General features: G+C 71.9%; 13 protein-coding genes. 3 read left to right on the forward strand and 10 right to left on the reverse strand.

Annotation, left to right across the window (positions count from 1 at the left end; genetic code table 11):
• Nucleotides 1-19: 19 nt before the first annotated feature.
• The gene (locus ABZ659_RS04730; protein WP_360213450.1) at nt 20-2,572 is read right to left on the reverse strand and encodes an FHA domain-containing protein; all 2,553 of its coding nucleotides are present in this window, start codon (nt 2,570-2,572) and stop codon (nt 20-22) included.
• 228 nt (nt 2,573-2,800) lie between these two features.
• On the opposite strand from ABZ659_RS04730, the gene ABZ659_RS04735 reads away from it, so the two are divergent.
• Nucleotides 2,801-4,471, forward strand: a complete 1,671-nt coding sequence (locus ABZ659_RS04735) for a streptophobe family protein (RefSeq protein WP_360213452.1) — start codon at nt 2,801-2,803, stop codon at nt 4,469-4,471.
• A gap of 123 nt (nt 4,472-4,594) precedes the next feature.
• Complete coding sequence (serB, locus tag ABZ659_RS04740) at nt 4,595-5,821, forward strand: phosphoserine phosphatase SerB (protein ID WP_360213454.1); 1,227 nt, start codon at nt 4,595-4,597, stop codon at nt 5,819-5,821.
• Between the two features lie 24 nt (nt 5,822-5,845).
• Here the strand turns inward: serB and ABZ659_RS04745 are convergent, their stop codons facing one another.
• The 4 genes from ABZ659_RS04745 to ABZ659_RS04760 all read right to left on the reverse strand — a co-directional run bounded on the left by ABZ659_RS04745 (nt 5,846) and on the right by ABZ659_RS04760 (nt 8,300).
• A complete protein-coding gene (locus ABZ659_RS04745) occupies nt 5,846-6,367 on the reverse strand; it encodes a histidine phosphatase family protein (RefSeq protein ID WP_360213456.1) in 522 nt (173 codons plus the stop codon).
• Nucleotides 6,368-6,425: 58 nt separating this feature from the next.
• A complete protein-coding gene (locus ABZ659_RS04750; protein ID WP_360213458.1) occupies nt 6,426-6,632 on the reverse strand; it encodes a hypothetical protein in 207 nt (68 codons plus the stop codon).
• Between the two features lie 180 nt (nt 6,633-6,812).
• Nucleotides 6,813-6,929, reverse strand: a complete 117-nt coding sequence (locus ABZ659_RS04755) for an SGM_5486 family transporter-associated protein (RefSeq protein ID WP_360213460.1) — start codon at nt 6,927-6,929, stop codon at nt 6,813-6,815.
• 42 nt (nt 6,930-6,971) lie between these two features.
• The gene (locus ABZ659_RS04760; RefSeq protein ID WP_360213462.1) at nt 6,972-8,300 is read right to left on the reverse strand and encodes a CynX/NimT family MFS transporter; all 1,329 of its coding nucleotides are present in this window, start codon (nt 8,298-8,300) and stop codon (nt 6,972-6,974) included.
• A gap of 70 nt (nt 8,301-8,370) precedes the next feature.
• Here ABZ659_RS04760 and ABZ659_RS04765 point away from each other — a divergent pair, with 70 nt between their 5' ends.
• Complete coding sequence (locus tag ABZ659_RS04765) at nt 8,371-9,066, forward strand: FadR/GntR family transcriptional regulator (RefSeq protein ID WP_360213464.1); 696 nt, start codon at nt 8,371-8,373, stop codon at nt 9,064-9,066.
• Here the strand turns inward: ABZ659_RS04765 and ABZ659_RS04770 are convergent.
• The 5 genes from ABZ659_RS04770 to ABZ659_RS04790 all read right to left on the reverse strand — a co-directional run bounded on the left by ABZ659_RS04770 (nt 9,041) and on the right by ABZ659_RS04790 (nt 11,931).
• Complete coding sequence (locus ABZ659_RS04770; RefSeq protein ID WP_360213466.1) at nt 9,041-9,394, reverse strand: hypothetical protein; 354 nt, start codon at nt 9,392-9,394, stop codon at nt 9,041-9,043. The genes ABZ659_RS04765 and ABZ659_RS04770 overlap by 26 nt on opposite strands.
• 198 nt (nt 9,395-9,592) lie before the next feature.
• Entirely contained in the window at nt 9,593-10,360 is a 768-nt protein-coding gene (gene fabI / locus ABZ659_RS04775; RefSeq protein WP_360213468.1) for an enoyl-ACP reductase FabI, read from the reverse strand.
• Nucleotides 10,361-10,364: 4 nt separating this feature from the next.
• A complete protein-coding gene (gene fabG, locus ABZ659_RS04780) occupies nt 10,365-11,069 on the reverse strand; it encodes a 3-oxoacyl-[acyl-carrier-protein] reductase (RefSeq protein ID WP_360213470.1) in 705 nt (234 codons plus the stop codon).
• 185 nt (nt 11,070-11,254) lie between these two features.
• Nucleotides 11,255-11,641, reverse strand: a complete 387-nt coding sequence (locus ABZ659_RS04785) for a type II toxin-antitoxin system VapC family toxin (protein WP_360213963.1) — start codon at nt 11,639-11,641, stop codon at nt 11,255-11,257.
• Nucleotides 11,642-11,646: 5 nt separating this feature from the next.
• Complete coding sequence (locus tag ABZ659_RS04790) at nt 11,647-11,931, reverse strand: type II toxin-antitoxin system Phd/YefM family antitoxin (RefSeq protein ID WP_360213472.1); 285 nt, start codon at nt 11,929-11,931, stop codon at nt 11,647-11,649.
• Nucleotides 11,932-11,935 lie beyond the last annotated feature (4 nt).

Raw genomic sequence — 11,935 nt, forward strand, 5'->3', positions numbered from 1 at the left:
TAGCAGTCGTGTCGGGGTGCTACTTGCGCATGACCTCCGGCTCGTGGCGGCGCAGGAAGCGGGCCACGAGGACGCCGCAGACGGTGGCGAGCACCAGCAGCGCGACCATGTTCAGGCCCCAGATGCCCACGGAGTGCTCCCACAGCGGGTCCGTGTTCGACGGGTCGTCCTGGTCGGGGAAGATCTTGTTGAAGTCGAGCGTCGCCCCGGCGGCGGCGACGGCCCAGCGCGAGGGGAACAGGTACGACAGCTGGTTGACGCCGATCGCGCCGTTCAGGATGAGCAGACAGCCGGTGAAGGGCAACTGCGCGACGGCGAACATCACCAGCAGCGGCATGGTCTTCTCGGCCGTCTTCACCAGCGCGGAGATGACCAGGCCGAACATCATCGAGGCGAAGCCCAGCATCATGATCGGCAGGGACAGCTCGACGAGCACCGCCCCGCCGAGGACGAGGCCCTTCTCGGGGATCTCCCGGCTGACGAACCCGATCGCGCCGATCAGCGCGCCCTGGATCATGGTGATGGCGCCGAGCACGATCACCTTGGACATCAGATAGGCGGAACGGGACAGGCCGGTGGCGCGTTCCCGTTCGTAGATGACCCGTTCCTTGATCAGTTCTCGTACGGAGTTGGCGGCCCCGGCGAAGCAGGCGCCGACCGCGAGGATCAGCAGGACGGTGGTGGCGGTGCCGTTCGGGACGATCCGGCCCTGGGCGTTGGCGCCGTTGGGCAGCAGCCCCTTGTCCGGGTCGATGAGCAGGCTGACCGCGCCGAGCACGGCGGGCAGGGCCACCGACAGCGCCATGAAGCCCTTGTCGGAGGCGATGACGGAGACGTAGCGGCGGATCAGGGTCCACAGCTGCGAGCCCCAGCCCTGCGGCTTGGGCGGGCGGATCGCCTGCATCGGCGGCATCTGTACGGCCTGCGGCGCGACGGCGTCGATGTCCGCGGCGTACATCTGGTAGTGCTGCGAGCCCTTCCAGCGGCCCGCCCAGTCGTAGTCGCGGTAGTTCTCGAAGGCGGAGAAGACGTCGGCCCAGCTGTCGTAGCCGAAGAAGTTCAGCGCCTCCTCGGGCGGGCCGAAGTAGGCGACCGCGCCGCCCGGCGCCATCACCAGGAGCTTGTCGCACAGCGCCAGCTCGGCGACGGAGTGGGTGACGACGAGGACCGTGCGGCCGTCGTCGGCGAGGCCGCGCAGCAGCTGCATGACGTCGCGGTCCATGCCCGGGTCCAGACCCGAGGTCGGCTCGTCGAGGAAGATCAGCGACGGCTTGGTGAGCAGTTCGAGGGCGACGGAGACGCGCTTGCGCTGGCCGCCCGACAGGGACGTGACCCGCTTGTCGCGGTGGATGTCGAGCTTCAGCTCGCGCAGCACCTCGTCGATGCGGGCGTCCCGCTCGGCGGCGGTGGTGTCCGCCGGGAAGCGGAGCTTGGCCGCGTACGTGAGGGCCTTCTTGACGGTCAGTTCCTTGTGCAGGATGTCGTCCTGCGGGACCAGACCGATGCGCTGGCGCAGCTCGGCGAACTGCTTGTAGAGGTCCCGGTTGTCGTACAGGACCTCGCCCTGGTTGGCGGGGCGGTAGCCCGTGAGCGCCTTGAGCAGGGTCGACTTGCCGGACCCCGAGGGGCCGATGACCGCGATCAGCGACTTCTCCGGGACGCCGAAGGAGACGTCCTTCAGGATCTGCTTGCCGCCGTCGACCGTGACGGTCAGGTGGCGGGCGGAGAAGGACACCTCGCCGGTGTCGACGAACTCCTCCAGGCGGTCGCCGACGATACGGAACGTCGAGTGGCCGACGCCGACGATGTCGGTCGGGCCGAGCAGCTGCGAGCCGCCCTTGGCGATCGGCTGGCCGTTGACGTACGTGCCGTTGTGCGAGCCCAGGTCGCGGATCTCCAGGCGGCCGTCGGGCGTCGCGTGGAACTCCGCGTGGTTGCGGGAGACCTGGAGGTCGGAGACGACCAGGTCGTTCTCCAGCGCGCGGCCGATGCGCATGACCCGGCCGAGCGAGAACTGGTGGAACGTGGTCGGGCTGCGGTCGCCGTACATCGGTGGTGCCCCCGCCGCACCACCGGGGCCCTGCTGCTGCGGGATGTGCGGCGCGCCCTGCTGCGGCTGCTGCCAGCCCTGCTGCTGCGGCACGTGCTGCTGCGGCGGCTGCTGCTGGGGCACCTGCTGCGGCGGCGCCTGCTGCCCGGCCCAGGCCGGGTTCGCGCCCTGGACGCCCTGGGCGGCGTACGGCTGCTGCGGCTGCGCGACGGCCGCGGCGGTACCGGACAGGCTGACCTGCGGTCCGTCGGTCGCGTTGCCCAGGCGCAGTGCCGTGCCCGGCCCTATCTCCAGCTGATGGATCCGCTGGCCCTGCACGAACGTGCCGTTGGTGCTGCCATGGTCCTCGATGACCCAACCGCGGCCGTTGAAACCGACCGTGGCGTGTCGCCAGGAGACCCTGGCGTCGTCGAACACGACGTCTCCCTGCGGATCGCGTCCGAGCGTGTAGGACCTGGACGGATCGAGCGTCCACGTCCGTCCGTTAGATTCCAGTACGAGTTCCGGCACTCCATGCCCCACTGAGTTGTCCCCCGAGTTACCCCCATCACAGGGAGTCTAGGGATGTCGAACATCGGGGGGAACTATTTCAGGACCGGCCCCCTGACCGAAAGTCGGGCCTTGTGAAGAGCGCGTACGCCCGGTGCGATTGGTCCGGTCGGCGGGGTTGAAACCAGCTCGGAAAGTGGTAATCCCACCCGAGGGGGACAGGCGCGGCGGCGGTGCCGTGCCGCGGATCGGGGGGTCTGCATGAACGTCCAGCACACCCGTACCAGCCGTGCCGACGGGAAAGTGCCGTGGGTCGACGTCCTGCTGTCCGCGGTCGCCTCGGTGAGCTGGGCGCTGATCGGGATGGCGGGGGCGGCGGCGCTCGGGCTGCACCTGCTGGAGGCGGACGCGTCCGCCTCGCTCGGGCCGATGACCGCGGCGGTGGTCGCGCTGGGGGCGGGCGGTTCGGTCACCCCGTCCGGCGACGTCTCCGCGTTCGGTCTGGAGAGCGCCCAGGCGACGACGGCCATCGAGATCACGCCACTCGGCGTCAGCCTGGTCGGCGCGCTCCTTTTGTCCTGGTTCTTCCTACGGTCCCTGCGGGCGGCCGTAGTTGTGGTCTCCCCCGCCGAACTCGCCGCCCGCGCGGGCACGGTGGTCGCCCTGTTCACCGCGGTGCTGGGCGGGCTGGTCTGGGCGGGGCACGACGTCATCACCCTCGACGGCGGCTCGCTCGGGCTCGACGACCTGCCGGGCGGGTCGGGCTCGGGGGGCGTGGACATCCCCGGGCTCGGGGACGTGGGGAACATCGGCGGGCTGCTGCCCGACCGGCTCGGTGACCTCGTCGACGCGAGGGCGGCGGTCGGGTTCAGCGTGGACACGGCGCCGACGCTGCTGGGCGGCGCGGGCTGGGCGGCCGGGGTGCTGCTCATCGCGCTGCTCGCCTCACGCCGTACTCCCCTGCCGCCCGGCTGGGGCGCGGTGCACCGGGTGGTACGGCCCGCGGTGTCGGCGGTGGTCACGGTGGCGCTGGTGGCGGTGGCGGCGGGGCTCGCGGCGGCCGGGTACGCCGCGGTCGGCGACGACCATCCCCGGCGTGTCGCGGGCGCGGCGCTGCTCGGCGCGCCGAACGGGGTGTGGCTCGGGGTGCCGCTGGGGCTGTTCGTGCCGTGGGACGGGGAGGCGTCGGGGGCGCTGACGCGGTTCCTGCCCGACCCGCTGGACGACCTGCTGGTCGACAGCGACCGGCCCGTCACCCTGGGCGGGCTGGCGGAACTGGACAGCCGGGTGTGGCTGCTGGGCGTCGCGGCGGCGCTAATGATGCTGCTCGCCGGGGTGCTGACGGCGGCCCGGACGCCGGTCGCGCCGGTCGGCGGGGTGGGCGCCGTGGGGTTCGCGGGGCGGTGCGCGCTGCGGCTCGGGGGCGTCACCGCGCTGACGCTGCCGCTGCTGGCCTGGCTCACGGAGGTCTCCGTGGACGCGTCCCTCGCCGTGCTCGGCTTCGACGCCTTCGGCGCCGCGATCGACCTGCGCGGGCACCTCGGCACGGCGCTGCCGCTCGGCGCGGTGTGGGGCGCGGGGGCGGGGGCGGTCGGGGCGCTGCTGGCGTGGGCGAGCGGGGCGGCGGGGCGGTGGGCGTCCCCGCTGGCACGGGGTGACGTGGGCACGGGCGGCGCGCCCCAGGGGGGCGGAGCCGGGCCCTACACCCCCGGGACGCCGTACCGTCCGCCCAACCCGGCGACCAACCCGTACCTGCGGTTGCCGGAGGAGTTGCGGGAGCCCGAGGACGCGCCCCGCCCGCCGTCGGGCGGCGACGTGTACGGCGCCCCGACCGTGACCGGGCCCCTGGAACCGCCCCGCAGGCCGCCGCGACGGCCGGCGACCTCACCGGAGGAGGGACCGCCTCCCCCGCCGGGAAGGCCGCCGAGCTGAGGGAACGCGGTGCCGTCGCCCGTGTGACAGGCTTGGGACGGCTGCCGGACACCCACTGTTCGGTGTCCGCTGGGCGGACCTCGGGGGCGGGAGGCACTCGGTGCCGGATACGGTGGAACCACCATGAGCGCTTCGCAGACCTCTGATATCCCCACCCTCCTTGTCAAGATCTACGGCAAGGACCGGCCGGGCATCACGGCCGGACTCTTCGACACTCTCGCCGCCTTCTCCGTCGACGTGGTCGACATCGAGCAGGTCGTCACCCGTGGCCGGATGGTGCTGTGCGCTCTGGTGACGCATCCGCCCCGCGGCCTGGAGGGCGATCTGCGGTCGACCGTCCACAGCTGGGCGGAGTCGATGAAGATGGAGGCGGAGATAGTCTCCGGCCACGGCGACAACCGGCCGCGCGGGTCCGGCCGTTCCCTGGTGACGGTGCTCGGGCATCCGCTGACGGCGGAGGCGACGGCCGCCGTGGCCGCCCGGATCACCCGGGTCGGCGGCAACATCGACCGCATCTTCCGGCTCGCCAAATACCCCGTGACGGCGGTGGAGTTCGCGGTGTCCGGGGTGGAGACCGGGCCGCTGCGCACCACCCTGGTCACGGACGCGGCGGCGCTCGGGGTGGACGTCGCGGTGGTCGCGGCGGGCCTGCACCGGCGGGCCCAGCGCCTGATCGTGATGGACGTGGACTCGACCCTCATCCAGGACGAGGTGATCGAGCTGTTCGCCGCGCACGCCGGGTGTGAGGCGGAGGTCGCCGAGGTGACGGCTGCGGCGATGCGCGGTGAGCTGGACTTCGAGCAGTCGCTGCACGCGCGCGTGGCGCTCCTCGCCGGGCTGGACGCCTCGGTGGTGGAGAAGGTGCGCGGCGAGGTGCGGCTGACGCCCGGCGCGCGCACCCTGATCCGCACGCTGAAGCGACTCGGCTACCAGGTGGGCGTGGTCTCCGGCGGCTTCACCCAGGTCACGGACGACCTCAAGGACCGCCTCGGGCTGGACTTCGCCCAGGCCAACACCTTGGAGATCGTCGACGGGAAGCTGACCGGCCGGGTCACCGGCGAGATCGTGGACCGGGCGGGCAAGGCGCGGCTGCTACGCCGGTTCGCCACCGAGGCGGGTGTGCCGCTGGCGCAGACGGTGGCCATCGGCGACGGCGCCAATGACCTGGACATGCTGAACGCGGCGGGGCTCGGGGTCGCCTTCAACGCCAAGCCGGTGGTGCGGGAGGCCGCGCACACGGCGGTGAACGTGCCGTTCCTCGACACCGTGCTCTACCTGCTGGGCGTGACCCGCGAAGAGGTCGAGGCGGCGGACGCGCACGAGGAGATCACCCAGCCCCCGGCGCTCTGAGGGCGCCGGGGGTTCGGGGTCAGGTCACGCGGAGGGGGCCCAGTAGTCGAGCAGGGTCGCCACGCCCGGCTCCAGGGCCTTCCAGGGGCCGCTGAAGGACAGCACGGCGAAGGCGGCGGCCGGGAACCCCCGGCGTTTCATCCGGTCACGGGCGTCGCCCTCGGCACTGCCCGCCAGGATGTCGGCGAGGCCGTGGATTCCGGGGTTGTGGCCGACCAGGATGGCGTTCTGAACGTCGTCGGGGGTTTCGTTGAGTACGGCGATCAGCTCGCCGGGAGACGCCTCGTAGACCCGCTCCTCGTAGTGGGTCCTGGGTCGGTGGGGCAGCAGCTCGTGGACGGCCAGCTTCCAGGTCTCGCGGGTGCGCACGGCGGTGGAGACCAGCGCCAGGTCGAGGGTGATGTCGGAGTCGGCCAGCTTGCGTCCGGCGACTGCCGCGTCCATGCGGCCCCGCTCGGCGAGTGGGCGTTCATGGTCGTCCACCTGCGGCCAGTCGGCCTTCGCGTGTCGGAAGAGGACGATCTTGCGGGGTTCTGCGACGCTCATGCACTCCAGCTTCGCATGAAACACGCCACCGGGCGCGGGTAGTTGACACGCGGCTTCGTCACTGGCGGATCAGCTGCTGAGCGCGCTCGATGAAGTGTGCGAAGGCCGGGTCGGCGCTGGCCGCCTGGGCGTCGGACGGGTTGAGTATGAGCGCGAGCAGGGTGATGAAGGCGAGCGTCGGCAGGGCCAGCGCCCACCAGGGCAGCCGGGTGTCGACGCCGCCCCGGGGCGCCGGGTGTGGCCGGGTGTGCGTGGGGGCCGACATGGGTGCCTCCGCTGTCCTCGAGTGATCCGCGCTCTCGCGGCACATCTCGAATCTACGGACCCGGCGGCCCGCAACCCATCCGGAGATCCACCCACTTGACCCTGAGCCTTTCCCCCTAGGGGATGCGGGGGCTAGCCCCACCCCCGGCAGGCGGGCTCACGGCGCACGGGGACCAGAGGCTCACGGCGCGGCGATGGACGCGATGACGGCGATGATCACGAAGATGGCGAGGAACGAGCCGAAGACGAGCAGCATCTTCTTCTGGCCGTCGCGGGGGTTCGGGTCGAGCACTGGCATACCGCAAGTCTCGCACCCGGCGCCGACCGCCCGACGCCGGGGTCAGCGGCCCGCCGCCTCGTCCTCCACCGTGCGGTCGCGGCCCGCCAGGACGCCCACCGCGATCTGCGGGACCATCAGGCAGGTCATCAGGGCGAGCGGCAGTCCCCAGCCCCCGCTGTGCTGGTAGAGCACGCCCACCAGGAGCGGCCCGGGGATCGAGACCAGATAGCCGGTGCTCTGCGCGAAGGCCGACAGCTGGACGACGCCCGCGCCGGTCCTCGCCCGCATCCCGACCATGGTCAGCGCCAGCGGGAAGGCGCAGTTGGAGATGCCGAGCAGCACCGCCCACAGCCAGGCGCCCCCGGCGGGCGCGAGGTACAGCCCGGCGTACCCGGCGAGGCCGCTGACGCCGAGGGCGACGACGATCGGCCCCTGGTGGGAGAGGCGCGCGGCGACCCTGGGGATGACGAAGGAGAGCGGGACGCCCATCACCATGGTGAGGGCGAGCAGCAGCCCCGCCCGGCCCGCGGGCACGCCCGCGTCCCGGAAGATCTGCGCCATCCAGCCCATCGTGATGTAGGCGGCGGTGGCCTGGAGCCCGAAGAAGACGGCGAGCGCCCAGGCGGTACGGCTGCGGGTGATCCGCACGGCGGACGGCTGCCCCACGCGCGCGTGCCCCTCGGCACCGGCGACGGAACCGCCCCCTGAGCCGTGCCCGGCAGGGGCCCGGTCCCGCACGAAGGCCAGCCACGGCACCATGGCCGCCACCGCCAGCCCCGCCCACACCGCGAGCCCCGACCGCCAGTCGCCGCCCAGCGACCGCGTCACCGGCACGGTCGCGGCGGCGGCGACGGAGGTGCCGAGGGCGAGGGCCATGGAGTACAGGCCGGTCATGGAGCCGACCCGGTCGGGGAAGTACCGCTTGACGATGACCGGCATCAGCACGTTGCTGACGGCGATGCCCATCAGGGCGAGGGCGCTGAAGGCCAGGAACCCGGCCGTACCGCCGGTGTACGGCCGTATGAGCAGGCCCGCGGCGATGGCGGCCATGCCCGCGCAGACCACCGCGCCGGGCCCGAAGCGGCGGGCGAGGCGCGGTGCCATGACGCCGAAGACGGCGAAGCAGAGCGTGGGCACGGAGGTGAGCAGGCCCGCCACGCTGCCGCTCATGCCGAGCCCGTCGCGGACCTCTTCGAGGAGGGCGCCGAAGCTGGTGATGGCGGGGCGCAGGTTCATGGCGGCCAGCACGATGCCGACGACGAGCAGGCGGGTCACCCACGCGCGCGGGGGCGTCGGCTTCCCCGCCCCGGCGTCGGGGTCGGCCGCGGATGCGCGGGTAGTCGGGGACAGATGCGTCCGGGTTGCCTGGCGTGCCATGACGCTCATCATAGAATCATGGGATGATTGGTTGTCCAGGGTGGGGTCGCCAGTCCCCACCGGTTCCGTGCGAAGGTGGGCCATGCCCTTGAGCCACCCCCGCCGTTCGGCGCTGTCCGAGCAGGTCATCGCCGAGCTGCGCAACCAGATCACCTCGGGCGAGTGGCCGGTCGGCTCACGCGTCCCGACGGAGCCCGAGCTGGTCGAGCAGCTCGGGGTCGCCCGCAACACGGTCCGCGAGGCCGTCCGGGCGCTGGCGCACAACGGCCTGCTGGACATCCGCCAGGGCTCCGGCACCTACGTGGTCGCCACCAGCGAGCTGGCGGGCGTGATGCACCGCCGGTTCGCCGGTGCGGACCCCCGGCACATCGCCGAGTTGCGCTCCACGCTGGAGTCGGGCGCGGCGAAGCTGGCCGCCGAGCGGCGCACGGAGAAGGACCTCAAGCAGCTCGACGCGCTGCTCCGGCGCCGCGAGGACGCCTGGCTGACCGGCGACGCGGAGACGTTCGTGACGGCGGACGCCAGCTTCCACATGGCCGTGGTGGCGGCCTCCCACAACGACGCGATGACCGCGATGTACGCGGACCTCGGCGAGGTGCTGCGGGACTGGCTGCGCGCGGACGTCGGCCAGGAGCTGACGCCGGAGTCCTACATGGACCACACCCCACTGCTGGACGCGCTCCGCGCGGGCGACGCGGTGACGGCCGCGGCGGAGGCGGCGAGCTACCCGTTCTCGTGCCGTCCGGACCGGGTCAGCCCGCCACCCGCTGGTGGCTGACCCACACCGCGCGGACCTCCTTCCAGCACCGCCCGGTGATCCGTACGGTCGTCGCGGGCCCGGCGTCGGCCGGGGCGCTGTCGGTGTCCAGGTCCCACCAGCGGGCGCACTCGACGTGCAGGCGCACCCGGTCGGTGTCGACGTAGGGATTGTGGCAGTGGGCGACGACGTGGGAGCCGTGGATGCGGGTACGGCACTCGGCGCCGAACGGCGGCGGGCTCCCGGCCTTGCCGGGCGCCACGCGCGCGTGGGGCAGCGCCTCGTACGGCAGGGACAGGACGAGCGTGACGGCGACGGTCACCGCGGCCAGGCTGGGGGGCAGGCGCACAACGGGACCTCCTCGGCCGTACGGGGCAGGGAGTAACGCGCGTGGTCAACGCGTATTCCAGCGTGTACGGTCGCGGCGCGTTCCGCCCGGCCGACTGGGCCGGACGGGCGACGGCGCCCGGACTCCGGAACGCGCCGACGCCCCGCCCCCGCGAACGGCGGGAGACGGGGCGTCGTACGGACGTACCGGCGGGTGCTGTCAGGCGCCGACGGCGTGCAGGCCGCCGTCCACGTGGATGATCTCGCCCGTGGTCTTGGGGAACCAGTCGCTCAGCAGGGCCACGACGCCGCGCCCGGCGGGCTCGGGGTCCTTCAGGTCCCACTCCAGCGGGGAACGGTGGTCCCAGACGGCGGCCAGCTCGCTGAAGCCGGGGATCGACTTGGCGGCCATGGAGGCGAGCGGGCCCGCCGAGACCAGGTTGCAGCGGATGTTCTGCTTGCCCAGGTCACGGGCCATGTACCGGCTGGTGGCCTCCAGGGCGGCCTTGGCCGGGCCCATCCAGTCGTACTGCGGCCAGGCGTACTGGGCGTCGAAGGTGAGGCCGACGACGGAGCCGCCGTTCTGCATCAGCGGCAGGCACGCCATGCCCAGCGACTTCAGGGAGAACGCCGAGACGTGCATCGCCGTGGCGACGGACTCGAACGGCGTGTTGAGGAAGTTGCCGCCGAGCGCGTCCTGCGGGGCGAAGCCGATGGAGTGCACGACGCCGTCGAGCCCGCCCAGCTCCTCGCCGACCACGTCGGCGAGCCGCCCGAGGTGCTCGTCGTTGGTGACGTCCAGCTCGATGACCTTGGTGGGCTTGGGCAGCTTCTTGGCGATGCGCTCCGTCAGCGTGGGCCGCGGGAACGCCGTCAGGATGATCTCGGCGCCCTGCTCCTGGGCCAGCTTGGCGGTGTGGAAGGCGATGGAGGACTCCATCAGCACACCCGTGATCAGGACACGCTTGCCCTCGAGGATTCCGCTCATGTGTTCAGTGACCCATTCCCAGTCCGCCGTCAACCGGGATGACGGCTCCAGTGATGTACGAGGCGTCGTCCGAGGCGAGGAACCGCACCGTCGCGGCGACCTCCTCGGGCCGCGCGTAGCGGCCGAGCGGCACCGACGCCAGGATGGCGGTGCGCTGGTCGTCGCTGAGCACCTTGGTCATGTCGGTGTCCACGAAGCCGGGCGCGACGACGTTGAAGGTGATGTTGCGCGACCCCAGCTCCCGGGCGAGGGACCGCGCGAAGCCGACGAGCCCGGCCTTGGAGGCGGCGTAGTTCGCCTGCCCCGGGCCGCCGTACAGACCGACGACCGAGGAGATCAGGACGACCCGGCCCTTCTTGGCCCGCAACATGCCCCGGTTGGCGCGCTTGACCACCCGGTAGGTGCCGGTGAGGTTGGTGTCGATGACCGAGGTGAAGTCCTCCTCGGACATCCGCATCAGGAGCTGGTCCTTGGTGATGCCGGCGTTGGCGATCAGGACCTCGACGGGACCGTGCGCGTCCTCGATCTCCTTGTATGCCTGCTCCACCTGCTCGGGGTCGGTGATGTCGCACTTGACGGCGAGGAAACCGGCTGGCGGCTCGCCGGACCGGTAAGTGATCGCGACCTTGTCGCCGGAGTCGGCGAAAGCGCGGGCGATGGCGAGGCCGATGCCCCGGTTACCTCCGGTGACGAGAACCGAGCGGCTCAACGGATCACCCTTTCGATAGCGGTCAGATACCCGCCCGAACACCTCGTCCACGGGCGACGACGGCAGGCGGCTTCCCTGGAAACCTATCGGTCGCGGGCCTGCGGGAGACATTCGGGCATCCACAGTGGCTTACGGGAGTGACTGTCGGGTCCCTACAGTCACCGCCCCGCGTGACCCTCCGTATGTCAGTCCGCCATCCCGGGAGCGTGAGCGGCCAGTCCCTCGGCGCGGGCCGTCTCCAGCATCCTGCGGTCGTACGTCACCAAGGCGGTCAGATCGTCCCGCAGCGACAGCGCACTGGCCACGTGGATCGCGTCCAGGGTCCGCAGTCGCCCGACGAGAGCCGCCGCCCCGTCGCGCACCTCCCGAGTGAGGAGGATCTCCGTGACCCGGGCGTCCAGATCGTCCATCGCCTTCGGGAAGTGCCCTATGAGGTCGAGGGTCCGTACGGTCTCCACGAAGCCGAGCGTGCTGGTGGCGAGCGGCTCCGTGACGCGCTGCTGGAGGAAGCCGTCCAACTCGGCCCAGTGGTTACGGCGGGTCATCCACGTCACCAACGCCGACGTGTCCATGTAGATCAACGGTCGTCCTCCGCGCGCTCGGCCATCAGCGCGGCCAGGGGGTCGACATCGGCCGACACCTCGTAGTGCGGCATGTTGTGCCGGTCGGCGGCGGTGACCGGCTTCAGCTTGATCTTTCCCTGCGCCACGAGGTGCGCGTACCGCTCCATGGGGCCACCGGCCGGTGACAGTATCGCGATCACGTTGCCGTGCCGGGTGACCTGGATGGCTTCGCCCTTCTCGACCCGGGCGAACACGGCGCTGGGGTTGTAGGAGAACTCACGGACGGAAATCGTGGTCACGATC

Source organism: Streptomyces sp. NPDC006997 (genome assembly GCF_040635175.1).
GTDB lineage: Bacteria > Actinomycetota > Actinomycetes > Streptomycetales > Streptomycetaceae > Streptomyces.